At 40.0% G+C, this 24,515-nt stretch carries 20 protein-coding genes and 2 pseudogenes; 16 read left to right on the top strand and 6 right to left on the bottom strand.

Translation table 11 applies throughout. The features are described 5' to 3' along the window. Position 1 precedes the first annotated feature (1 nt). The 15 genes from AACQ81_RS03580 to tssH all read left to right on the top strand — a co-directional run bounded on the left by AACQ81_RS03580 (position 2) and on the right by tssH (position 19,924). Entirely contained in the window at positions 2–619 is a 618-nt protein-coding gene (locus AACQ81_RS03580; protein ID WP_237386334.1) for a DUF3540 domain-containing protein, read from the top strand. A gap of 29 nt (positions 620–648) precedes the next feature. Then, positions 649–1,050 (top strand): DUF4150 domain-containing protein, encoded by a 402-nt coding sequence (locus tag AACQ81_RS03575; protein WP_237386333.1) that lies wholly within the window; start codon positions 649–651, stop codon positions 1,048–1,050. Further along, entirely contained in the window at positions 992–1,591 is a 600-nt protein-coding gene (gene tssJ / locus AACQ81_RS03570) for a type VI secretion system lipoprotein TssJ (protein ID WP_237386344.1), read from the top strand. The genes AACQ81_RS03575 and tssJ overlap by 59 nt, the downstream gene beginning before the upstream one ends. A gap of 34 nt (positions 1,592–1,625) precedes the next feature. After that, positions 1,626–2,966 carry a type VI secretion system baseplate subunit TssK gene (gene tssK, locus AACQ81_RS03565; protein WP_237386332.1) on the top strand — a complete coding sequence of 447 codons (1,341 nt, stop codon included), beginning with the start codon at positions 1,626–1,628 and terminating at the stop codon, positions 2,964–2,966. A gap of 14 nt (positions 2,967–2,980) precedes the next feature. After that, positions 2,981–4,195 (top strand): DotU family type VI secretion system protein, encoded by a 1,215-nt coding sequence (locus AACQ81_RS03560; protein WP_237386331.1) that lies wholly within the window; start codon positions 2,981–2,983, stop codon positions 4,193–4,195. 12 nt (positions 4,196–4,207) lie between these two features. Then, entirely contained in the window at positions 4,208–7,924 is a 3,717-nt protein-coding gene (tssM, locus tag AACQ81_RS03555; protein ID WP_237386330.1) for a type VI secretion system membrane subunit TssM, read from the top strand. Between the two features lie 44 nt (positions 7,925–7,968). Beyond that, on the top strand, positions 7,969–9,096 hold the full coding sequence (gene tssA, locus AACQ81_RS03550; RefSeq protein ID WP_237386329.1) for a type VI secretion system protein TssA: 1,128 nt from the start codon (positions 7,969–7,971) through the stop codon (positions 9,094–9,096). 88 nt (positions 9,097–9,184) lie between these two features. Further along, on the top strand, positions 9,185–9,733 hold the full coding sequence (gene tssB / locus AACQ81_RS03545; RefSeq protein WP_237386328.1) for a type VI secretion system contractile sheath small subunit: 549 nt from the start codon (positions 9,185–9,187) through the stop codon (positions 9,731–9,733). Positions 9,734–9,778: 45 nt separating this feature from the next. Then, positions 9,779–11,239 (top strand): type VI secretion system contractile sheath large subunit, encoded by a 1,461-nt coding sequence (tssC, locus tag AACQ81_RS03540; RefSeq protein ID WP_443089532.1) that lies wholly within the window; start codon positions 9,779–9,781, stop codon positions 11,237–11,239. Positions 11,240–11,376: 137 nt separating this feature from the next. Beyond that, the gene (locus AACQ81_RS03535) at positions 11,377–11,865 is read left to right on the top strand and encodes a type VI secretion system tube protein Hcp (RefSeq protein WP_237386326.1); all 489 of its coding nucleotides are present in this window, start codon (positions 11,377–11,379) and stop codon (positions 11,863–11,865) included. Positions 11,866–11,935: 70 nt separating this feature from the next. Further along, a complete protein-coding gene (gene tagH, locus AACQ81_RS03530) occupies positions 11,936–13,657 on the top strand; it encodes a type VI secretion system-associated FHA domain protein TagH (RefSeq protein WP_237386325.1) in 1,722 nt (573 codons plus the stop codon). A gap of 75 nt (positions 13,658–13,732) precedes the next feature. Further along, complete coding sequence (gene tssE, locus AACQ81_RS03525; RefSeq protein ID WP_237386324.1) at positions 13,733–14,287, top strand: type VI secretion system baseplate subunit TssE; 555 nt, start codon at positions 13,733–13,735, stop codon at positions 14,285–14,287. Positions 14,288–14,302: 15 nt separating this feature from the next. Continuing rightward, positions 14,303–16,177, top strand: coding sequence for a type VI secretion system baseplate subunit TssF (tssF, locus tag AACQ81_RS03520; protein ID WP_237386323.1), 1,875 nt, complete (start codon positions 14,303–14,305; stop codon positions 16,175–16,177). A gap of 11 nt (positions 16,178–16,188) precedes the next feature. Beyond that, positions 16,189–17,253, top strand: a complete 1,065-nt coding sequence (gene tssG, locus AACQ81_RS03515) for a type VI secretion system baseplate subunit TssG (protein ID WP_237386322.1) — start codon at positions 16,189–16,191, stop codon at positions 17,251–17,253. A gap of 40 nt (positions 17,254–17,293) precedes the next feature. After that, positions 17,294–19,924, top strand: coding sequence for a type VI secretion system ATPase TssH (gene tssH, locus AACQ81_RS03510; protein WP_237386321.1), 2,631 nt, complete (start codon positions 17,294–17,296; stop codon positions 19,922–19,924). A gap of 73 nt (positions 19,925–19,997) precedes the next feature. Here the strand turns inward: tssH and AACQ81_RS19655 are convergent. Beyond that, positions 19,998–20,195 (bottom strand): annotated as a pseudogene (locus AACQ81_RS19655) (hypothetical protein); the annotation flags it as partial. Between the two features lie 34 nt (positions 20,196–20,229). After that, on the bottom strand, positions 20,230–21,444 hold the full coding sequence (locus AACQ81_RS03500; RefSeq protein WP_237386320.1) for a DUF6136 family protein: 1,215 nt from the start codon (positions 21,442–21,444) through the stop codon (positions 20,230–20,232). A gap of 457 nt (positions 21,445–21,901) precedes the next feature. Here AACQ81_RS03500 and AACQ81_RS03495 point away from each other — a divergent pair. Continuing rightward, a pseudogene (locus tag AACQ81_RS03495) lies at positions 21,902–22,095 on the top strand (IS6 family transposase); the annotation flags it as partial. Here AACQ81_RS03495 and AACQ81_RS03490 read toward each other — a convergent pair. The 4 genes from AACQ81_RS03490 to AACQ81_RS03475 form a co-directional block, all read right to left on the bottom strand. Continuing rightward, a complete protein-coding gene (locus AACQ81_RS03490; RefSeq protein WP_237386319.1) occupies positions 22,033–22,263 on the bottom strand; it encodes a hypothetical protein in 231 nt (76 codons plus the stop codon). The pseudogene AACQ81_RS03495 and the gene AACQ81_RS03490 sit on opposite strands and share 63 nt — an antisense overlap. 115 nt (positions 22,264–22,378) lie before the next feature. Further along, positions 22,379–22,717, bottom strand: coding sequence for a hypothetical protein (locus AACQ81_RS03485; protein ID WP_339353377.1), 339 nt, complete (start codon positions 22,715–22,717; stop codon positions 22,379–22,381). A gap of 21 nt (positions 22,718–22,738) precedes the next feature. Beyond that, complete coding sequence (locus AACQ81_RS03480; RefSeq protein ID WP_237386317.1) at positions 22,739–23,368, bottom strand: isochorismatase family protein; 630 nt, start codon at positions 23,366–23,368, stop codon at positions 22,739–22,741. A gap of 19 nt (positions 23,369–23,387) precedes the next feature. Next, the gene (locus AACQ81_RS03475) at positions 23,388–24,173 is read right to left on the bottom strand and encodes an SDR family NAD(P)-dependent oxidoreductase (RefSeq protein ID WP_237386316.1); all 786 of its coding nucleotides are present in this window, start codon (positions 24,171–24,173) and stop codon (positions 23,388–23,390) included. Positions 24,174–24,515 lie beyond the last annotated feature (342 nt).

Below are 24,515 nucleotides of genomic sequence, written 5' to 3'. Positions count from 1 at the left end.
TATGACGAAGTCTTCTTATGCTCTTTCTTCATATACTCTTGCCACGGAACCACTACAACAGATTGCAGGCCAAGTGATAAATATCCTTCAGGACGGCAGTTTAATGGTTGAAAGCAAAAACCGTGGTTGGCACTGCCGACGAGCTGTTAGCTGCCTATTAACGCCAGCGATGGGAGACACTGTGTTGATTATAAAGACTGATGAACAACTCTGGGTACTGGCTATATTGGAGCGGGCAAAACAACAAAATGCAGCAGAGATCAATATTCCGGGTGATTTATCCATTACAGCACAAGGAAATTTGGATCTGAACAGTAATGGGCTGAATATCACCGCTGACAATGGGAACTGCCACGTCAATGAAATGCAATATAGCGGTCAATCCTTATCCGCCTGGGTCTCCATGACAAGGATCGTAGGCAATCAATTTGAATCTGTTTGGCAAACCATAACCCAATTAAGCAACCGCCTGTTCCGTCATACAAGGCAAACAGAACAAGTTCAGGCAGGGCAATTAGATGTGCAGGCTGAAAACTATGTACGCCTGCATGCTCAAAACACGGTGATTTCCGCCAAAGCAATCACCAAAATCGATGCCGAGCAGATCCACATTGGCTAGAGTTTTATCTCAATTAAGAAGGCAATGTTATGTATGCTAATACTCAAGGCGGTGGCACAGATATGGCCACACCAGATATCTGCCTGACCCCGGCTCCTCCCGGTGCGCCAGTGCCTGTCACGTATGTGAATACCGCACAGGGCACGAGTGGTATCAGTCCCAGTACGTCCACGATACTTTTTATGGGCAGCCCGGCACATAACATAGGAACAACTATTGTTATGACAAACGGAGATAACGCCGGTGTCAATCTTGGTGTCACTTCAGGAACAGTGATGGGTCCATCACGCCATACGGTTGGTGCTAATAGTGTTCTTATTAAAGGCTCACCAGCAACCAGAGTATCAAGTTCTACAATGCAGAATTCAACCAATGCTGTCGGGTCACGCACAGCCCCCAGTCAAACCAAAGTCGATATTTTGGGGGCCTGAACTCACTTTGTTATATTCTCCAAGAACGCAATGGATAAGGATAGTATTACTGTTTTTTACTTTAATAACATTCTCCTTAATAACATTGACAGGATGTTCTTCGTCACCAAAACAGGAAGTATTGCCGTCCTATAAATTAATTTTCGAAGCTAAAAATAAAGTAAATGATTCAGCTCCTTTGAAAATACGCGTTTTTCTATTGAAATCAAAAATAGAATTTATGTCTGCTGATTTTTTTTCCCTACAGAGTAATGCTCAAACTATTCTGGGCGATAAGCTGCTCAATAACGACCAATTTTTTTTCCTCCCTTTCCAGCATAAGTATTTTTTGTTGGAAAAAAATATGCCGGGAGCCGGTTATATCGGCCTTTTTGCTGAATATAAACAGTTGAACGGGAAAAAATGGCGCATCTCATTTCCGGTTCCCGTGCCTGAACAACCCTCTTTTTACGAATTTTGGGCCTCATCGCCAGATGAATTGAGTATATGTATTCAAGTCACATCGAATGGCTTAAATGCCATCAATAATAAATGCAACTAGCGTTAGATAACAAAGAAGGAAAAGAGGGAACTGCATGAAAAGATCAGAAAAAGTTATCTGGACAGAAGGCATGTTTTTACGTCCCCATCATTTTCAACAAGCTGAAAACTATCTGGAAGCTTATACTCGTGATTGGGGAATGGCTCAGACTCCGTATTATTGGGGCTTCTTGACGCTCGAGTTAGAGCAATCATTCCTTGAGCAAGGTAAAGTCATGGTTTCCTCAGCTAGCGGAATTTTTCCCGATGGAACACCCTTTAGTTTTACTGGAACATCTGCTCCGGCACCGTTACAGGTTGCTGAAAACCAAACAGGAGAAAATGTCGTATTAGCGTTGCCAGTCTTCCGGGGAGGAAGAGAAGAAATCATTTCTAGTGAGCAAAAAGATTCCTTAGCACGTTTTGTCAGTATTGAATCGGAAGTCAATGATTTTAATGCCATGTCAGTCGGAAGTGCTACAGTGCAATTTGGGCGGATGAGACTGCGGTTGATGCTGGAGTCTGAGCTGACACCAGAGTGGACTTCACTGAATGTTATCCATATTGTGAATAAAACTCAGAACAATGAATTACATCTTGATCCACAATTTATTCCTCCCCTGCTCAATTGTCATTCGCATCAGAAAATTATTGGTTTTATTGCTGATTTACAAGGTTTGCTGGAACAGCGCCGCAAGATGATAAACCATCATCTATTACAGCCCGGACAGCGCAACGATTCGGAAGTCATGGATTTTCTTTTATTGGCACTGCTTAACCGATATAGCGGCCAGATAAATCATATACAAAACGTACGATTGCTGCATCCAGAACGATTGTTCAGTGAATGGCTGCAATTTTCCGCTGAACTGGCAAGTTTTTCTCAAATGCGAGTACCAGAAGAAAATCTCCCTGTTTATGATCATGACAATTTAACGGTCTGTTTTAATCTTCTCATGCTCCAACTGCGTCAGGGGTTATCAATCATTCTGGAAAAAAATACGGTTTTATTGCCCCTGACCGAATACTCTCATGGTCTGAACGTTGCCACTATACCAGACGCCGATATACTGAATACATTCAGCTTTGTACTGGCTGTCTATGCCGATGTTCCCAACGAAACACTGGTTAATCGTTTTCCGACACAGATGAAAATCGCCCCCGTCGGCCGCATACGTGAATTGGTTCAGTTACAATTACCCGGTATTTCAATACGTGCAATGCCATCCGTTCCCAGACAAATTCCCTGGCATTCAGGTTATTTATACTTTGAATTAGAAAAAGATGGCGAGATATGGAATCAAATGGAGAAATCCTCTGGCTTTGCATTACATTTGGCAGGTGATTTTCCCGGTCTTCACATGGAGTTTTGGGCTATTCGCAATCAGCCCAAATAGAGGCAGTGGTACATATGATATATACAAAAAACACAAAGAAGAATGCAGTGCTTTCCAGTAATGTTCATGATAATCCATTAGTTACAGCTGCTAATCCTCTGTTAAACAGTATCCCTCAAATCCGCCATTCTACAACTCATCCAAACCCTGCGGATTTACGCCAGAAATTGATCGACGAAATTCGGAATTTTGAAGTGAAATGCCAGTATGCTGAACTTCCTTATGAAGTTATCATCGGTGCACGATATTGCTTATGTACCGCATTGGATGAAGCCGCCGCACTGACCCCTTGGGGAATTCGCAGTGTCTGGCCGGGCAGTGGGTTACTGGTGACGTTTCATAATGAAACGTGGGGCGGTGAAAAATTTTTCCAATTGTTAGCCACGCTGTCACAAAAACCCAAAGAAAATCTGTTTTTGTTGGAACTCATTAACTTTTGCCTCCAGCTTGGATTTGAAGGGCGCTACCGTGTCATGGATAACGGGCGTTCACAGCTAGAAACCGTCAAGCAACGCCTGTTTCAGTTACTCCATTCAGAGCGTGGTAACTGTGCACCAGAATTATCTCCGACGTTACAGAGTATCACAGCACCGAACAAATTCAGGAAACACTCTCTGCCTATATGGGCTTATATAGCAGTTATGGGTTTTCTTATATCTATCCTATATATTGGACTAAATTGGCAATTAGGCGATATAAGCAGTTCAATATTAACAACTATCTATCAAACTAATTTACCTAATGTATCAGTTGATGATCGCATTTCTCCTTCTATATCACCCACTTTGAATCTGCAATATAGGCTGAGAAACGAAAGTAATGCAGGATTGCTCACTGTGACAGATCTCGCTGACCGGAGTACCGTGATTTTGAACGGTGATGGTCTGTTCAATATGGGTTCCACTCAAATTAAAAACCACTATCTGGATGTTATCAAGCATATTGCTGAGGCAATGAATAATTTCAAGGGGGAAATCTTAGTTATTGGTTATACCGATAGTTTTCCTATTCACAGCGTTAGCTTTCCATCTAATTACGCATTATCACTGTCCAGAGCCAAATCAGTAAAAAGAGAACTCCAGAAATATCTGGATCAACCAAAACGGATCCGAACAGAAGGAAGGGGAGACAGTAGCCCTTTAGTACCAAACAATACGCCAAATAATCGAGCTAAAAACAGACGAGTAGAAATCACACTGTTAGTTTCTCCTATAAATCAGTCGGAGTGAGAAAACTAAAATATGCTAAACGCCATTATTTCTATCATTGCTAGTCGGTTAATGTGGAGTTTTATCGGAATAGCCGCTATTTCCTCCATTATCTGGTTTATAGGCCCAATCACCTCTATTGGCAATACAATACCTTTTGAATCAACAACAGTACGAATCATTAGCATTATTTCATTATTCTTTATCTGGGTTTTAATTCAGTTAATCCCTCGCTTATATCAGGCATGGTTGAATAAAAAACTATCCGATAAATTGAGTAAGAACAATGATGAAAAAAAACACTCTGACAGCAAACAAACCCCAAATGAGCAATATGCAACATTATCAGAACGATTTTCTGATGCCGCACGATTGTTGAAAAATGCATACTTCTATAGTCTGAATATCAAATATAAACCAAGTTGGCGGTGCTTTCTTAATCGTCAATATTTATATCAATTACCTTGGTATGTCGTTATTGGTGCTCCCCAATCAGGGAAAACGACTATTCTGGAAAATTCTGACTTGCATTTTCCATTGTCAGATCATTTTGAAAAATCAGCGCGCTATAATCTGAGAGGAGAAAGTAATAGCTGTAATTGGTGGTTCACCAATGAAGCCGTTATACTCGATACTCATGGGCGATATACCATACAGCACGAACAAGACGCCAGTGAATGGAAATGTTTTATCAATCTGTTGAAAAAATATCGAACACGCCAACCACTCAATGGCGTCATTATGACCATCAGCGTGGCAGATTTACTCAATTCATCAAAGGAAGAACGTGATAAACAAGCTTATACGCTGCGCAGACGTTTATCAGAATTACATAAACGATTAAAAATTCAATTTCCAATTTACGTCATCATTACTAAAACCGATTTATTGAAAGGTTTTAGTGCTTATTTCTCCCATCTTAATAAAGCACAACACGAACAAATTTGGGGTTTTAACTTTCCATGGAATAAAATTGACTGGAGCCTAAACGAATATTTTGAACAACAATATGATTTATTACAAAACCGATTAAAGGCGGAATTACCCAATATATTATTGCACCAGAATGCTCCCCGACATTGCGCTGAAAGTTATCTGTTTCCTCAGGAATTTGTCGTATTGCGTCCATTGATTGCACAGTATCTTGAAATCACATTCGCTAAATCAGGATTTGAGATACCTTATTTCCCTCGCGGGCTTTACTTCAGTAGTGGGACACAGAAAGGTGTGCCATTTGATTGTGTAATGGAAAAATTTAACCACAGTTTCCAATTACCGACTGATAATGACAGTGACTCTCTGTCTTGGAAAAATAAAAACAATGAAAATTTTCCTGCTCAACCTCCCCTTTATCAGGTTTATTTTCTGAAAAATTTACTGGTGAGTATCTTTAAAGAAGCCGGACTTGCCAGTTATAACCGTTGGTGGATATATCGTAACCGACTGCTGAGTGGACTAAGCTATATTGTTCTGGCTGCGATTTTAGGTTTCGTTATTACTTTGTTTCTTGCCAGCTATAGCAACAACAAACATTACTTGATGGAGATACAGGCCAAAATTCCCTCAATTATGAACCAAAGTGCTAAGTTAATAAAAAGTGCTAAGCTGACAAAAAGCAGTAGTGATGTCGATATTTATGCTTTACTACCTATTTTGAATAATCTGGAAAATTTGGCAGCCAGCAAGCATTTTTCTCTTGATGATCCCCCTCTATCCTATCGAATGGGATTATATTGTGGTGAACAAGTCAATGACGCAAGTTGGTCATTATACAAAAAATCGCTACAAATATTAATATTACCGAAAATAGTAAAATTAATAACCTTACAACTAAATCAAGGTAACGGTAATAATACTGATAACACTTATATTCTCGACAATTATAATACATTGAAAGCTTATCAAATGTTATATCAGCCCAGGCATTATGACGGTAAATTCTTACATAATTGGGTAATGCAATATTTGCAAACACATTTACCATCAGGCATTTCCCAAGAACAATTACGTGAAATTAATGAGCATCTAAAATATTTACTGGACAACCAAGTTGTTACTTCACCCTTTGTTCGTGATGAGCAATTAGTGGTAAAAAAACAAGCTCAATTCAACAATATTCCACCAGCACAGTTCATCTATACTCATTTAAAAAATAACTTACTGAACAATCGGAATTTTCCCTCTGTAAATCTAGTTACACTAGCTGGCTCTGAGGCTGAATTAACTTTTTCACGTATTAGTGGTGTATCGATAACCCATGGTATACCCGGAGTTTTTACTCCTGCTGGTTATCAAGCAGGTGTTGGTAAAGAGCTGAATACTCTTATTGATACCTTTTACGATCAGGATAATTGGGTACTTGATATTTATGAACGAAAGCAGTCAGCTAAAGCTATCTCTCTTTTAGTACGATTACTTTATATCAGAGATTATATTTATCAGTGGGATACTTTTCTGTCCGATATTCAACTGAATGATATCGACAGTCTGGAACAGCGTGCCAACATGGCACACTTACTTTCTTCTAATCGTTCTCCCATGCGCAATCTGCTAATCAATATCAGCAAAAATGTCACCCTGGATGAAGGAATAACCAGTAATAAGACCAAGCAAATCAGCGGTAGTATATTAAGCAGTAGGCCCGGTTTACTGGCAAAAAACGGTTCATTGACAAAATTAGCACCCAAAGAACTTTTACCTGATAAAGAACTTCTACCTGATAAAGAACTTCTACCCGATAATAATCAGCCTACGCCAGAACAAACACTGAAAGAGCACTTTGCTCCAATCATTGATCTGGCTAAAAGCCCTGATGGAAAAAATAAACAAATTCCTTTTGATGAAGTGCTAACAAAAATCGATGAATTAAATAAATACCTAAATTCAGTGCAAGATGCTGTCAATATGGGTATGCCTATTCCGCCAGATAAAATCATCACACTACTGCAAAAGTCGTCTGAAAGCCTGCCTGTCCCTTTTAAAAACATGATTCACGCATTGGCAATAGGTGCCAGCAAAGATACTCAGGTCAGTGATATAAAGCAGTTAAGCAAACACCTTGCTGCTGAAGTTAGCAGTTTTTGCCATCAAGCTATTGCCAACCGCTACCCACTGACACAAGGTGCACGTAATGAGGTAAAGCCTGATGACATGGCTCGGATGTTCGCTCCCGCAACCGGTATCATGGACAGTTTTTTCCTAAAAAATCTTGCCGGGAAAGTCGATACCACCCAACCCCAATGGCACTTTATATTGGGTGCAAATGGAAAAGCATTACCGAACAGTAAAAATCTGCTAGAGCCATTTAAACAGGCTCAGATTATTCGTGATACCTTTTTTACCAACGGGCAACTCTCACCTTCATTCCATGTTCTTGTCCGCACAATTGATATGGATAACAACATATTGAGTATGATACTGGATGTTGATGGCCAACAATTGCAATATAGCCACGGCCCTCCCGTTTCACGCTTACTCAACTGGCCCGGTCCCAACGGAACAAATCAGGTTCATATTCAATTAAATTTAGCAGATGGCACAACTGCTAATCTAACCAACTCTACCAGCCCATGGGCACTGAACCATTTTCTGGATCAAGCAAAACGCACCAAGCAGAACCCAAATTCCAGCGATAATGTGAGTTTCCGAGCAACATTCAGTATTAGTGGTCATCATGTTTCATTGGAATTTACGCCAAACAGCATTTTCAGCCCGTTTCAGCTACCCGATTTCACCTGCCCCAAACTATAAAGATTGGTCACGTATTTAATCATCAAAATGAGCAGAAAATTATCATGAACATTGATGCCTTACTCAAGCCAATCAGTGAAGAGTCTCCTTGCGGAGAAGAATTGGAATACGATATCGAATTTATGGAATTAGAAAACTCCTTAATTGGAAAAGTAGAACAGCAGTTTGGTGATATCACTATTCCAGCGGAACCTCCCAACTGGTTACAGGTGGAAAAACAAGCCATTGAACTGTTAACTCGTACCAAAGATCTTCGTGTCATCATTCCATTAACACAATCATGGTTAGAAATGCGGGGATTATGTGGTTACGCAGATGGCTTAAATTTACTCAAGCAAACGTTAGAACGTTATTGGGATGAAGTTTGGCCGAAATTAGAGTTTGAAGGAGAATATGACCCTTTATTTCGCCTTAATATATTGTCCGTAATTGAAGATAACTCTCCCCTCACATTGCAGGCACAGCATTGCATTCTGTTGAAAAATAAGAATACTTCGGAAGAGTTATCTTTACAGGAAGTTTACTCATTACTGAATGGTTCAATAACCCAAATCAGTGGTTATACTGGCGGGCGTCCTCGATTATTGGAACAATTGAAGCAATATACCAATAGTCCTGAGATGATGGCAATAATGAATATTCATGATCACCTTATTGCAATACTCAATATTATTAGCCAAAAAATGTCAGAAAACAGTATTCCTGAAATATCACGATTTTTAAAAAATCTGGAGCAGGTGATTGAATGTTGCCCTTCATCTCAGTCAGAAATTAGCATTGATGAACAGTCTATCGATCCCAATTCAGTTAAGCCAATATCAGGCCTGGAGCAAAAAGATCTCCCATCCTCAGGATATCCAAAAAATGAAACGCCTATTAACGGGTATAACATTGAAGCCAGAAGCCGTGATGATGCACGTATGTTGTTAGAAAAAGCCAAAAACTATTTTCTGGTGCATGAACCAAGCCATCCAGCTCCAATCATGATTGATCGTATTCAACGTCTCATTGATCGTGGCTTTATTGATATTGTTTATGACCTTGCCCCAAATGGATTAAATCAACTCGAAGTCATTTTTGGGCGCTCGGATAATTCAAATCATCCAAATGAACAGGATGATTCAAATGATTCAAATGATTCAAATGATTCAAATGATTCAAATTTTTATTAATCGTTATTTACCCTAACCTCCAACCTTAATTAGCAATTAGCTGTTTATTTTTTATTAATCTAATTCGCCAAATAATGGAGAAGCTATCATGAAATCAAGTGGACAAAAATTTATTGCTCGAAATAGACCTCCTCGTATACAGATTGAATATGATGTTGAACTTTATGGTTCAGAGCAGAGAATTCAGTTGCCATTCGTTATGGGAGTGATGGCCGATTTGGCAGGTAAACCCGTAGAAGATTTGCCCGAAGTAGGCGAACGCAATTTTATGGAAATTGATGTTGACAACTTTGATGAACATATGAAATCAATAAAGCCACGCGTGGCTTTTCAAGTAGATAATACGTTGACAGGTGATGGAAAACTCAATGTTGAGATGACATTTGAACAAATGGACGATTTTCAGCCTGATGCCATTGCCCGAAAAGTGGAACCATTGGCTAACCTACTGAAAGCACGAACTCAATTGACAAATTTGTTATCCTATATGGATGGTAAAAATGGTGCAGAATTGTTGATCGCTGAGATCCTGCAAAATCCTGCCCTGCTTAAATCATTGTCTGAAGCACCACATCCTACAGAAAGTTCTACTGAAATAGAAAATACTACTAAAGAAGGAACAGAGAAGAAGGAATAATCAATGAACACAAGCGAACACGACGCAGAACGCCAGCAAGAACAGATGCCCAAAGAGTATACTCCTGATGAACTGAGTGCACTGCTGAACAAAGAATTTCGTCCACAAAACGAGTGGACCCGCAACGCTGTCGAAAATGCCGTAGCCACGCTGGCACAGCAAGCATTGGAAAACACAATTACAACTTCCGATGACACTTATAGCACGATTCAGTCCTTGATTGCTGAAATCGATAGAAAATTGTCACAACAGATCAATCATATTTTACACCATGATGAATTTCAGTCACTGGAAGGAGCCTGGCGTGGCCTGCACTATCTGTGTAACAACACAGAAACTGATGAAATGCTGAAAATCAAGCTAATGTGCCTTTCTAAAAAAGAGTTGAGCAGTACCCTAAAACGTTTCAAAGGTGTCAGTTGGGATCAAAGTCCTATTTTTAAAAAAATTTACGAGGCGGAGTATGGTCAGCTTGGCGGAGAACCTTATGGTTGTTTGATTGGTGATTATTATTTCGATCATACGGCTCCCGATATTGAAGTTTTACGTGAAATGTCACAAATTAGCGCCTCGGCACATTGTCCATTTATTACAGGCGCTGCGCCAAGTGTTCTGCAATTGAGATCCTGGCAAGAGTTGTCTAATCCCCGGGATCTGACCAAAGTTTTCCAAAATACTGAATATGCCCCTTGGCGTAGTTTACGCTCATCAGAAGATGTCCGTTATCTGGGATTGGCGTTACCGCGCTTTCTCTCTCGTCTACCTTATGGCAACAAAACCAACCCTGTAGATAATTTCAATTTTGAAGAGGATACCGAAGGCCCGACCCACAGTAACTATACTTGGGCCAATTCTGCTTATGCCATGGCCGTTAATATCAACCGTTCATATAAAATGTATGGTTGGTGTACTGCTATCCGAGGAGTACAAACTGGTGGAAGCGTGGAAAATCTGCCCTGTTATACTTTCCCATCCGATGATGGTGGAGTGGATATGAAATGCCCCACAGAAATTGCGATTAGCGACCGCCGCGAAGCTGAATTAGCAAAAAATGGATTTATTCCATTATTACATCGTAAAAATACAAATATGGCCGCATTTATTGGTGCACAATCACTTCAGAAACCGGCTGAATATTACGATCCGGATGCCACCGCCAATGCTAATCTTGCAGCCCGTTTACCCTACTTATTTGCTTGTTGTCGTTTTGCCCATTATTTGAAATGTATTGCGCGCGATAAAATTGGATCATTCCAAAAACGTGAAGATATGGAACGCTGGCTTAATAATTGGATTATAAATTACGTCGACGGTGATCCAATAAACTCGTCAACAACGACTAAAGCAGAAAAACCATTAGCAGCGGCAGAAATTCATATAGAAGAAATCGAAAGTAATCCAGGACATTATCATGCTAAATTTTTCCTGCTCCCCCACTATCAATTAGAAGGTTTGACTGTTTCGCTGCGGCTGGTATCTAAACTTCCTTCACTCAAAAAAGATTAACTCAATATTAAATACTGTTTTCCTTATTAATACATTTAAATTATTAACATTTAAATGCCTATATATCTCTACACAAAATTTCAATACAAATTTATTAAATTCCATCAGTTTATTTAATTTTATTAAGGTAAAAGAATATGTCTAGTACAGGTATTGATTCATTCATTAGTTTTACTGACATCCAAGGTGAAGCTACAGCCACTTCATATGAAAATCAGACAGCCGTCAGATCATTTTCACTTGAACTGAGTAACCGTGTTAATTATGAACCTCAAGTTAGCGGATTAGGCGGCGGTATAGTACAAGTTTCGGGTCTGTCCTTAGAAATTCTATTCGATAAATCTGCTATCTCCCTGCGAAAATTTATCGTAAAAGGACAGCATATTGATAAGAGTACACTTATTGTGCTTCGCCAAGGAGGCGAACGAGCAGCTTGGTATACATTAACTATGACAAAGGTTTTTGTTGCACAATCCCAACTGACATTCGGGGGTGGTTATTTTTATTCCGCTCTCTCCCTTGTCTTTAACTCATATAAAGAAGAATACTCCAGCCAAGCAGGAGATGGTAAATCAAGCCCTGCCGTCAAATACGGATGGGATGCTACAACAGGCAAAGTAACCTAAATAACTCCTAATCGAATAACCTCACTGAATTCCAGAGGGGTTATTCCACCAACAATAGGTATCCATAACTATGCGATTCACCATTGTTAAAAATATCGGGACAAATCAGCCTCCACAACTCAGTTATGATTTTATTCCTCCTGGTGGCACTATCGGTTGCAGCACAGACAATAACTGGGTTCTACCTGATGAAAAGCAGACCATAGCCCATTTGCAGGCCATTGTATCTGTTTCTGCTGACGGCAATTGCCATATTACCAATCGCGGTACTGCTTCAGAGGTTTTACTGAATACAATGCCTATGGCACCAGACCGTCAGATTGAAGTCCGAGATGGTGATATAATAGGCATTGGCGATTACCAAATCCAGGTTGTGAATATCAAACAAAGTGTACCACCATTGGCTATAACCCGCACACTCAATCCAACTCAACCATCGTCCAATCAACCAGAAAATATCCCTAATGCAGTTTGGGAGGGGCTGGAAAATATCTTCACAACACCCGATGAAAGATCAGCACAAAGTCCCCTGCAAAATCGTCAAGAATTAAATGACAATAACCCGCTAATAAAACCCCAACAGCATCAGGAGCGCAATCCCATTGATCCACTCGAACAAATGGAAACTAAGATAAACCTTGATACTTTACAATCACGCGCTACAGATCCCGTCACAATGTTTACGCCAGACAATAACTTTCAACAAGGAAATATTCTGAGCGATAGCACTCCCAGTGCATTATTAGAACAAAATTATCCATATGAAAACGGAAGAGATAAGCAAGAAATTGACCCCCTGAAGCTGTTTTCAAATAATGATTTTTCCGATAAACATACTCAGGATATTAAAATTAAAATTAATGATCCCCTGAGTCAGCTAATGGACAAAGCAGAACCAATAACACCCCAGAACAATATGACTGGTTATAATTCAACGGATTATGAATCAAAAGAAACTCCCAATCAGGATAATTCATTGTATTCTGTACCACCCTCTTCTTCGTCCTTGCCTCCGCTCTTCGCAACAGAAGAAACAACCAGAAGTACGACAGACCCAATTAATCACCAAGATGGTGTCAGTTATTTACCTTCTTATCATAGTAATGGTGATCCACGGCGCCTTGATATTGACCCAATGACACATACGACCTCCTCTCCTCACGCTCAAACAGAAGGCATTAAATTAGAAGGTAAATTACTGACAGCCTTATTAGACGGTATGGGACTCAGCCATATCCAAAAACCAGAATTTGATGAACATGTTATGTATAAATTGGGAAAATTACTCAGTCAATTATCCCAAGGAATTATGGCTCTAAACGCTTCACGTATTCTGCTGAGACACAAAGTTAATGCGGATGTGCCCCAAATTATGGCAGATGCCAATAATCCTTTTAAACTCCTGCCTTCTGGTCAAGCGGTACTGATTCAAATAATTAGTGATTATATGCCGGGTTTTATGCCACCAGAACAGGCTACGCGGGATATTTTAATAGAATTGCAAGCGCATCAATTAGGTATGATTGCAGGATTACGCACCATCAAGGCAAATATTTTGCAACCATTAGAGCCTTCTGTTCTTGAACAAAAAGCACGTGACGAAAGTGGGCTTCCCCGCTTGTCATTATCATCAACCTATAAAGCCGCTTTATGGGATTACTTTATCCAACATTATCAAAAAACAGTCGATGAACTCGAACAAAGTGATTCCTTATTTGATGAAAATTTCCGGCAAACTTATGAAGAAGAAATCAATCGATATAAGGACTCTAAAAATAAAACAGAGAAATAAAAAAGTATAATCCAATCTTGTCATTTTTTATTTTTAAACAACATTATCTTTCATCACAATTGTTATGGATAAACAATGAATGACAACATAACTTTACTGAATGGCGGTTATCGTTCACGCAGGCCACCAGCACGTATAACAACACAAGACAGAATGCAGCCTTCTTTACTTGACAAACTCACAGATAAAGAACCTGATAAGAAAAGAGAAATATCCAGCAATTATCTATTATCAAACAATGCAGTGCGAAAAAATATTTTACGAGATCTAGAGTGGTTACTTAACAGTTTAAATAAAGAACCTGATAATAAAATGCTCTTTTTTCCAGAAATATGTCATTCCGTTTATAACTTTGGCCTGACACCTTTAGCAGGCAGGAATATGTCTGAAATTGAGTGGAATGATATCCAAGAGAAAATCATTAAGGCCATTCATACCTTTGAACCCCGTATTATTCCCGATGAACTTCAAGTGAATTGTATTTCTGATAAAGTATCAATATCGCTATACAATATATTATCCATCGAAATAAAAGGTTTTTTATGGTGTGTTCCCTGGCCTATTGAATTCCTGTTCCTTAGTGATATCGATCTAGAAAATAGTCATTTCAACATAAAAGATGCCGGATAAAAAGTGAAGGATATTATGGATAATAAACTACTAGAATATTATAACCGTGAGCTGGTGTATTTGCGGGAAATGGGCAAAGAGTTTGCTGAGCGCTATCCCAAGATTGCCAGCCGTCTGGGTATGCATGGCATAGATGTTGCTGATCCTTATGTTGAACGCCTGATGGAAGGCTTTGCTTTCCTTACGTCCCGCATTCAATTAAAAATGGATTCAGAGTTTCAACATTTTTCTCAGCACTTACTGGAAATGCTGTATCCCAATTATCTCTCTCCCACACCTTCAATGGCAATTGCCGAACTCCGACCTGATATGACTAAAGGAGATATCAGCCACGGATTTTTAGTGCCACGTGGTACTATTATGTTCTGCCAAACACTAAAGAAAGAAGGTATTGATTTTCAATATTCCACCACTCAAGATGTGATTTTACAACCCCTGAAACTACAAAAAGTCGAGCTTGGCAAAATCCCTGCCAATATTCCTCTTGTGGGTTTAAATCTTCATCAATATGGCGCTGTCAGGGCATTGCGCATTCGCCTTACCTGCAACGGAAAGTTTTTCCTCAATGAATTAAACCTAAATAAATTGACATTCTTTCTTTCAGGCCCAGATCTTCAATCCCTGAAATTACTGGAATTGATGATGGAGCATTCTGTTGGCATGGTATGCCAAACTTTGGGAAAAAATCCGCAATATCAAGTATTACCTGATCTTTCACCCTATCATGAAGGGTTTAAAGACGATCAGGCGGTGCTGCCAAATGATTCCCGCAATTTTAGTGGTTTTCGTCAACTCCAAGAATATTTTGCCTTTCCATCTCGTTTCCGGTTTTTCAGTATTAGCGGTATGCAATCCCTGTTGGAGAAAACTGAAAAAGATAATGAATTTGAACTGATTTTACTTTTGGATAAAATTGACAGTAACTTAGAAAATTTGGTCGATGCCTCCTATCTGGCATTGAACTGTACCCCCGTGATTAATTTGTTTCCAGCACGAACTGAACGTGTCTCTATTGATGAAAGTTCAACCGAATATCATCTTGTCGTGGATAATATCCAACCCCTGAATTATGAAATTTTTTCTGTGCAATGCCTGCATGGTATTGATGCACAAAACAAAGAAGAGTATGTATTTCGTCCATTTTGGTCAACAAATAGTGACGATAAGGGAAATTATGGTGCTTATTTCTCCCTGCGTCGTGATCCCCGTATTTCATCTGAACATGCTCATCACTATGGAACCCGTACCAGTTATATTGGAACAGAAGTATTCATCACGATTGTCGATGAAAATAACTCTCCATGGCCTAATGCATTAAAGTATCTGAGTGCTGATGTCATGTGCACTAACCGCGATCTTCCTGTGATGTTGCGACAACAGGATATCAACCATTTTGCTATGTTGGACTCCATTCCTATCAATCAAATTGTATTCCTTAAAAAGCCAACCATTCCACATCCTTCTCTGGCACAAGGTCCGGTTTCATGGACGCTAATTAGCCTACTTCAAATTAACTATATGAACTTGATGGATAAAAATTCAAAAGAAGGAATCAAGTCCCTACGGCAGTTATTAAGTCTCTATTCCGATCTTTCTGACCCCGCAGTAGTACGCCAAATCAATGGAATACGCCACTGTTTATTAAAGGAAGTCTATCGCAGGGCACCCGCGCCTGGCCCAATCACCTTTGCTCGTGGCATCAGTATTAATCTGGAAGTGGATGAGCAAGAGTTTGCAGGCATCAGCCCGTGGCTTTTGGGTAGTGTTCTGGAAAAATTATTCTCACGTCTCGTAACTATAAATTCATTTATTGAAATGACTCTGCATAGCCAACAACGCGGGAGGATTGGCTTTTGGCCTGCCCGCATGGGCAGCAAAAAATTAATATAAAAGAGATACCCATGAAAACAGATGTCGTTGAGATTCATCGTGTATGTCGCTTACCTGATAACTTTTGGCAACAACTGACTCAGACTCCGTGGAAATTTGATTTATTCCAGACTATTCGCCGAATTGATGCCCAATATGGAGAGTATTACAAACTGGGCACTGCGCCATTACCTAAATATGAACCCTTGCGTTTAGGTCAAAAAGCTTCAATGGTATTTGCCCCTTCTACAATTTCAGAAGTTCAACAGCAAAAAAATTCGAATTTATATGAAATACTTATTTATAGTTTTGGATTATTCGGCCCTAATGGGCCATTGCCTCTGCATCTGACTGAATATGCTCATTCACGAGAATATAATTTTCACGACACCACTTTAGCGGCTTTTACCAATTTATTTCACCACCGATTGATACTTCTGTTTTACCGGGCTTGGGCTAATGCCCAGCCGACAACATCATTGGATCGACCAGACCATCAGCAATTTTGCCATTACTTAGCCAGCCTAATCGGTATGGGGCTGCCAGCCCAACAGAATCTCAATACGATCAGCAGTCATGGTCTTTATGCACTGGCCGGTAACCTTGCCCGTCAAACGCATAATGCGGAAGGACTAGAAAAAATCCTGCGATTTTATTTCAGAGTACCCATAAAGATTATCCAGAATATTCCGCAATGGCTGCAAATCGAAGCGCAGGATCAGACACAATTAGCAGCAGGACGTCATATGCCTCGCTTAGGTCAATCTACGTTTTTGGGCATTGCGTTCTACGATATGCAATATAAATTCCGTATTGAGATAGGGCCATTAACCCAAACAGAATATGACTTATTTCTGCCCGGACAACCAAAATCACAACAATTGCGTGATTGGGTCCATCAATATCTGGGCATTCAGTACGCCTGGGATATTCAATTGATACTTGATAAAACAGCTATAAAAGAGATGCACCTGTCAGGAAAAATAAAGTTGGGTCTGAATAGCTGGCTTGGGAAAGTTACCCGACGAACTCATTATGTTGATTTAATCTATGCACCAGAATCCTCCCAGAACGAATTCAAAACGGTTGGTCTCTAGTTAGATTACTCCATAAACAACTACTAGCGCGGGTTATATTATGTCAGAAATCAATCGTTCTGTGCTTTTTGGTAAACTAAACCGGATATTATTCACTTCATTGGAGAATGCCACTGCATTTTGCAAATTGCGCGGTAATCCTTATGTCGAATTGGTACATTGGTTACACCAACTGATGCAACAGCAAGGCAATGACCTGCAACAGATTATCCGTTACTTTGCATTGAATGACCCCAAGCTGAGAAAGGATATTATTGCGGCACTGGATCGCCTGCCGCGTGGTGCCAGCACAATTACTGATCTCTCTGAACACATTGACAGTGCCGTAGAACGTGCCTGGATATATGGTTCATTAAAATTTGGCGTTGACAAAATCCGCAGTTCACATTGGTTGATTGGAATGTTAAAAACCTTCAATCTGCGCAATACGTTGAAAGCCATTTCTCCACAATTTGACCGGATCAATGTTGATACTCTTATCGATAATTTCAATGCTATCTGCGGTAGCAGTGACGAGGCAACAAAGCATAGTGCTTCATTGCCCAACAATATTCAGTCAACAATCCAACCTTCCTCTGACAGTGCCTTGCGGCAATATGGTCAAGAGCTGACGGCCCGGGCGCGCAATGGTGATCTTGATCCCGTCTCTGGACGTGATGAGGAAATACGTCAGATTATCGATATTTTGATGCGCCGCCGTCAAAACAATCCCCTGCTGACAGGGGAAGCCGGAGTCGGCAAAACTGCCGTCATTGAAGGACTGGCATTGAGAATTGTGGCAAACGAAATTCCTCCTCCTTTGCAAAATGTCCAACTCTGGTTATTGGATATTGGTATGTTACAGGCGGGTGCCGGTGTCCGGGGAGAATTTGAATCCCGCTTACGCAAAGTGATTGATGAAGTCCAATCCAGTCCAATTCCCATTATTCTATTTATTGATGAAATCCATACCCTCATTGGTGCAGGCGGGCAACAAGGAACCGGCGATGCGGCCAATTTGTTAAAGCCTGCTTTAGCGCGGGGTCAGTTACGGACATTGGGTGCCACCACATGGTCAGAATATAAGAAATATATTGAAAAAGATCCGGCTCTCACCCGTCGTTTCCAGGTTGTCCAAATCCACGAGCCAGATGAAGAGAAAGCATTATTGATGCTGCGCAGTCTGGTGAATTCACTTGAAGAACATCATCATGTTTTTTTACTGGATGAAGCCGTTAAAACAGCTGTGCGTCTTTCTCATCGCTATATTCCTGCCCGTCAACTGCCCGATAAAGCCGTGGCATTGCTGGATACCGCCTGCGCCAGAGTTGCAATTAGCCAACATGCCGAACCACCCCAATTGGAAATCTGCCGTCACCAAATAGATGCATTAAAGATTGAATTAGAAATTACCGAACGGGAATCTAAAATTGGTATCAGCGATCACTTGCGGGCAGAGAACATTCTCAGTCAACTCTCAATGCTGGAAGAGAAGCGAACTCAGATTGAAAATCGCTGGCAGCAAGAGCTTGCTTTGATTGGCAGAATTATTCATCTGCAAACCCAGCTCAACGAGGCTTCACAACAGCAACACAGTGATATCAACGCTCTGCATGCAGAGCTGACAGAACTACATCAGCAATTGCATGCCTTGCAAGAAGGCAATCCCCTCATCTTTGCCTCAGTAGACAGCAATGTCGTTTCCGCCGTTGTATCTGATTGGACAGGAATACCTCTCAGTCGCATGGTAAAAGACGAAATTGATGCCGTATTACAATTAGCCGATACACTCAATCAGCGTATTATCGGTCAGTATCATGCTTTGGAATTAATTGCGAAACGGGTTCGCACTTCGCGGGCCAGACTGGATGACCCCAATAAGCCTGTTGGTGTATTCATGCTATGTGGGCCATCCGGAGTCGGTAAGACTGAAACAGCACTGGCATTGGCTGAAACATTATACGGCGGTGAACAAAATTTAATTACCATCAATATGAGTGAATTTCAGGAAGCTCATACCGTATCCACATTGAAAGGCGCTCCACCAGGTTATGTTGGTTACGGTGAAGGCGGTGTATTGACCGAAGCAGTTCGCCGTCGCCCATATAGTGTGGTATTACTGGATGAGATTGAAAAAGCGCATCCAGATGTCCATGAGATTTTCTTTCAGGTTTTTGATAAGGGCTGGATGGAAGATGGTGAGGGCCGCCACATTGATTTTCGCAATACTATCATTATCCTGACATCCAATGTTGGTGCCGATTTAGTGAGTTCTCTATGTATACAACAGGACTCCATCCCCGATCCAGAAACACTCGCTGTTACGCTGCGGAAACCATTACTGAAAGCCTTTCCTGCCGCTTTATTGGGACGGTTACTGGTCATTCCTTACTATCCATTGAGTGATGAAGTAATGACGAATATCGTTCATTTGCAGTTGGAAAGGATCAAAAAACGCTTACTTAAAAATCATGATATTACAGCCTTTTTTGATGAGGCCATGATTAAACATATTGTTAGTCGATGTACAGCAATCGAATCAGGAGGTCGGATGGTCGATGCTATTCTGACCAACACTTTACTGCCACAAATCAGTCAACATCTGCTTTCTGCCAGCGCCAGTGGTCAACAATACCATCAGCTACAGGTATCTCTCAAACAGGGTGAGTTTCAATTCCAATTCATGGAATAAAAAACGTGCGATTAAGAGAACATCCACCATAATAAATTCTCATAATAATGACAGTCATTGTCTCTCCCATACATTACCCACTGGATACTGTTTTAATGAATTTGAAATTATTATCAGACCTGGCTTTACACCTGTGGAACAATACACGGCTAATGAAGAAAAACAGCAAGGGCCTTGGACAGATATCTGACTGCGTGACACCCAGGTGTTTTGCTCTTTCCCATTGGACGTCATCGGGGTAATTTTGCACATCAACAGAGAGGTGTTTATCACAATATTAATTATTGGGGGAAACACGACTTTTATTAACTTAAATTATGTATTAAACAACTTCCTTCCCATACAGTAAATACTGATATATTGAATAGTAAAAATTTAAAAATAAATCCAGATCTATTTTTTTGTAAAATACAGATAATCCTAAATAGGAAAAGTGTTGTTGGTAAAATAAAAATAGCTATAAATGTTAATTTATTAACACATAAAGTTATAACAAGAGGAATGGTTAATGCAATCATTGTTATTGACAAAACATTTAAAATTGCAGATAAAATATTTTTTTCTGATATACAAAAAGACTTGAATAATCCAAGCATCGGCATATGCAAAGAAATTGTTGTATATAAAAGCGCTGATATTTGAAACATGAGAATTACATGAAAAAATGCAACAAGTAAAATAACAACTGAGAAACTCAATCCCATGGAATTTAATAATGAAAGTATTAAAATGGGAATAATTAAAAGAACAAATAAATTTATTCTTTGATTTATATATTTCAAACTAAACAAATAATAAAATGATATCATTCCGATATTTAATTCAAATCCTTTATTTGGGTTAACTATTTTCAGGATTTTTGTTTTTTTAAAAGAAATAAATGGAAAGTTTTTAATCTTATAAATAAATATATACACCATTATAAATGAAAATATTTTCATAGTGAGCAAAGATGTGATGGATATTACAAAAGGAATAAGTAATGATAATAAAAAAACAATTAAACAAGAATATGGTAAATAGAGGAAAACCAATTGAAAAAATAAAAAATATATCATTAACAATATAATTGTTATTGCTTTTTCTAAAAAAACAATATTATATAAACCTCCTTCATTACCAAATAACATTGCAGCAAAAAATGGTAGAAAAATGGGAATATCAATAATAAATATTAAAGATAAATTCAATGAATTTATAATACTTTTACTAATTGGTAAAATCTCTAGAAATTTCTGATAATTCCCTCCACTAATACCTTTTGTCTGGATGCTACAAATAATAATGAATAAAATTGATAATAAAGACCATATAAATAGCACATGATAAATATTATGATCATCAGTTAATACTAAAATAGGAGTTGCTAACAGACGCATCTGTAATAAAAATGGCATTGCCACAGGAGAAATAATTAAAAGAAAAAATAGCGTGATACTCATACGTTTTTTAAGTATTTCAGATGTGACATTAGAATAATATCGGAGGCGAAAAAGTAAAAGTGTAATATAAACTCTCATTTATTTATCCTATATTAGTGTGATTACCAAGAGAAACTGATGGATTAATTATTGAGTAACTATCTTAAACGATATTTTTATGAAGCAATTTGATGATACGATTCATCCTATTCCTCATTCTTTTTGACCATCGCATTCAAGGTAGTCAGCAGCTTACACATACAGGCAACCAGAGCCACATTTTTTGGGTTTCTCATATTCAAAGATGGTTATAGAACCTCTTTATCACCGAGTTAAAGCGGGTTCCCAAGCATAGCCTATAACACAGTTTGCACTCCGGCTGGACACCAAAGATGGCTGACCTCGCATAATCCTTGAGCCACGGTTAATAGGGCAGCCTACAATGCATCGGTGATGGAGAACGACTTACTGAACCAATTCCAGCTAAAATTCAGCAGAATATTAACGTCTGAAATTGTTATCACTACGACTGTGCTGTAAGCCCAGTCGGTGACACGTTTATTTTCTGTTGACAGATCATAGGAATAAAGAGGTCACATTGCGTGTCTTTAAAAAGGCAATAATCCAACACGGACAAAACAAAGTCATTTTGATAAAAGCGGTGCGAACAAAGCCGCGCTGGACAAATTACATCAGGGAAAATCGGAAGATGATTCTAAACTGCGTCAATACAGACTGTTGGTTAACCTCAATATGTTTTTCGGGTGTACCGCCAATAAAATAGCGGTTGCCAGTATAGAATAGCCATGTCCAGTAAGCTCCACATTCTGACTGTACCAATCGTTTAAATAAACTCAGCGCGTGTCTGATACTAAAACCATCAAGATCAGCGTGAAATAACGAAATTACTGCCTTCATCGGCGCTGATTTCCTGGTTAATTACGGTATCGACAATCTCACCGTACTCTTGATCATCGAGATCGAAACGAAGATTCTGCGGCTGAATATCGTAATTGGCGATGGCTGCTATAAACTAGTTAACAGGATGATATGCCAGTTTATCAATGTGCATAACGATCACCTGTTCGTGGTCATCAATGCAAGCATAGCCCTTTTCCTTTAATTGATTAAAAGGTAGCAGCACCAACTGCGACACCTGATGGATGTTAGCGTCTATCGTCGGGGTATCGAGGGTTAAATCAGAGAGGGAAGGAAATTGCTCAATATTGCCCTCAAGGAATAACACCGAATCAGCCATATCGACTTGCGGACGATAAATACAAGCAAAGGGGTGATCGAGATTGGCGATATAAACTGGGAGTTCAGCGATGCTGCAAGCGGTGAGTGCTGTTTTATTGGTAGATAACATCATTATCTCCTTTAATACAGAGCGTTATTCTAAGATGTTGATGAGCTGTTGAGTGGATAACACTACGGAACAAGTTTCTGCTGCCAGCTCTAGCGCTAAGCGATGTTTTTCTGCAGAAAAATCAGCAACGGCATCGGCTATGAAAAAGGTTTCGATGTCATTGGAGTAAGCTTCTTGTGCTGTGCACAAGCAGCCGATGTGAGCATAAACACCGCATATGATGAGCTGATCGCGTTTAAGGCTATGCAGCGTAGACAACAATGAGGAATTGAAAAACGCGCTGTAACGCCATTTGGTTAAAATATGCTCACCTTCCTGGGGTGCTAGTTGTGGAACAATCTGTTTGTGTTCGTGGCTAGCACGCATACCCGGTCCCCATAGACTTTGCAGCAATCCTCGCTGCTGGGGAGTCATATTTCCCGGCTGAGCAGAATAAAACACGGGGATTTGTAGATGTCGGGCAACATTCAGCAAATGACGCGTATTATCAATAACCTGTGCTACAGGTGATGTATTCGCCGTGAAAAAATTGAGAAAATAGTGCTGCATATCATGGATGAGCAATGCTATACGTGAGCAATCAGCCTGCCAGTTTGCAATGGATATCGGTAATAGGAGTTCTATCGGTAATGGATAGGGCGATATTTTTTCCATTCTACTTTCCTTTTCAAAATTAACAACTTCCGAGGGCGGCACCGCCATCGACCAGTAATGTTGAAAGCGTGGTTTGGCTTGACTCTTCGCACAAGTAGAAACAGACTGCCGAGGCGATCTCTTTCGCCGTTGCGATCTTGTTGAGCGGGATACCAATACGAAATTGTTGCAGATTGCCGTTGAGGGTATTTTGCTGGTCACATTCGTTCTGCCACATACCCCGCAGCATAGGTGTGTCGGTAGATCCGGGGGCAACAACGTTACAACGGATACTATACGGTGCAACCTCCAACCCTAATGCATAAGTAAATGCCTGTGCTGCTGCTTTTGATGCGCAATACGCCGCCATAGTGGCTCGAGGCACACGCGCTGCGTTAGACGCTATGGTCACAATGCTGCCTTTCCGCTGTTTCATCATCAGGTTGGCTGCATGGCGGCTAACGTTAAATACACCGGTTGCATTGACTGCAAAGGTTTTTTCCCAATCTTGAAGGGATGTATCGGCAACAAAAGAGTGACATAATACGCCCGCACTATTGACCAAATAACCCACCGGCCCCAACTGACGACTCAGTGTGGCAAATACTTTTTCAACACATTGAGCATCAGCTACATCAACGGTAAAACCCATAATTGGCTGCGTATATTCGCCTTTTAGCTCGATAACCAGAGATTCCAATGCTTGTGACTTGTTATCCAACAGCGCTAATGAAATGCCTTCTTTTGCTAGCAAATGGGCTACAGCCTCACCAATCCCCCCACAAGCGCCAGTAATAACGGCGATATAATGTTTATCAAAGGTCATTTTGTTGTATCGCTTTCCAGTAGTGTAATGAGATCTGCATTTGCGACATGCTTAAGCGTGGATCGCAGGTGATTTGTTTAATTTCTAGTGGCCGAATCACCACGTCATATAGGAATAATGGTGTTGCCATAAACTTCTTTATGTTGCGATCGGGGTTAACATATTAGCCAGCGATCCTGCCTGCAGTGATTGTTGGTAACCCCGTTATTAACCCAGCGGATAAATAATTCTGGAAGATGATTTAATTCATTTTTTGACACTAGGGTCTGTCTTTATCGTACCAGTTCAATTGTTGCCAGCTGAAATTATTACCAGATACAGTGACCATTTAAAATACCTCAA

It is taken from the genome of Xenorhabdus sp. Sc-CR9 (assembly GCF_963897815.1).
Lineage (GTDB): Bacteria > Pseudomonadota > Gammaproteobacteria > Enterobacterales > Enterobacteriaceae > Xenorhabdus.
This window is presented reverse-complemented; position numbering and strand designations above follow the sequence as displayed.

Coding starts and splice junctions, on each gene's coding strand:
- AACQ81_RS03580 (WP_237386334.1), top strand. CDS start 2: ATGACGAAGTCTTCTTATGCTCTTTCTTCATATACTCTTGCCACGGAA.
- AACQ81_RS03575 (WP_237386333.1), top strand. CDS start 649: ATGTATGCTAATACTCAAGGCGGTGGCACAGATATGGCCACACCAGAT.
- tssJ (WP_237386344.1), top strand. CDS start 992: ATGCTGTCGGGTCACGCACAGCCCCCAGTCAAACCAAAGTCGATATTT.
- tssK (WP_237386332.1), top strand. CDS start 1,626: ATGAAAAGATCAGAAAAAGTTATCTGGACAGAAGGCATGTTTTTACGT.
- AACQ81_RS03560 (WP_237386331.1), top strand. CDS start 2,981: ATGATATATACAAAAAACACAAAGAAGAATGCAGTGCTTTCCAGTAAT.
- tssM (WP_237386330.1), top strand. CDS start 4,208: ATGCTAAACGCCATTATTTCTATCATTGCTAGTCGGTTAATGTGGAGT.
- tssA (WP_237386329.1), top strand. CDS start 7,969: ATGAACATTGATGCCTTACTCAAGCCAATCAGTGAAGAGTCTCCTTGC.
- tssB (WP_237386328.1), top strand. CDS start 9,185: ATGAAATCAAGTGGACAAAAATTTATTGCTCGAAATAGACCTCCTCGT.
- tssC (WP_443089532.1), top strand. CDS start 9,779: ATGCCCAAAGAGTATACTCCTGATGAACTGAGTGCACTGCTGAACAAA.
- AACQ81_RS03535 (WP_237386326.1), top strand. CDS start 11,377: ATGTCTAGTACAGGTATTGATTCATTCATTAGTTTTACTGACATCCAA.
- tagH (WP_237386325.1), top strand. CDS start 11,936: ATGCGATTCACCATTGTTAAAAATATCGGGACAAATCAGCCTCCACAA.
- tssE (WP_237386324.1), top strand. CDS start 13,733: ATGAATGACAACATAACTTTACTGAATGGCGGTTATCGTTCACGCAGG.
- tssF (WP_237386323.1), top strand. CDS start 14,303: ATGGATAATAAACTACTAGAATATTATAACCGTGAGCTGGTGTATTTG.
- tssG (WP_237386322.1), top strand. CDS start 16,189: ATGAAAACAGATGTCGTTGAGATTCATCGTGTATGTCGCTTACCTGAT.
- tssH (WP_237386321.1), top strand. CDS start 17,294: ATGTCAGAAATCAATCGTTCTGTGCTTTTTGGTAAACTAAACCGGATA.
- AACQ81_RS03500 (WP_237386320.1), bottom strand. CDS start 21,444: ATGAGAGTTTATATTACACTTTTACTTTTTCGCCTCCGATATTATTCT.
- AACQ81_RS03490 (WP_237386319.1), bottom strand. CDS start 22,263: ATGAAGGCAGTAATTTCGTTATTTCACGCTGATCTTGATGGTTTTAGT.
- AACQ81_RS03485 (WP_339353377.1), bottom strand. CDS start 22,717: ATGATGTTATCTACCAATAAAACAGCACTCACCGCTTGCAGCATCGCT.
- AACQ81_RS03480 (WP_237386317.1), bottom strand. CDS start 23,368: ATGGAAAAAATATCGCCCTATCCATTACCGATAGAACTCCTATTACCG.
- AACQ81_RS03475 (WP_237386316.1), bottom strand. CDS start 24,173: ATGACCTTTGATAAACATTATATCGCCGTTATTACTGGCGCTTGTGGG.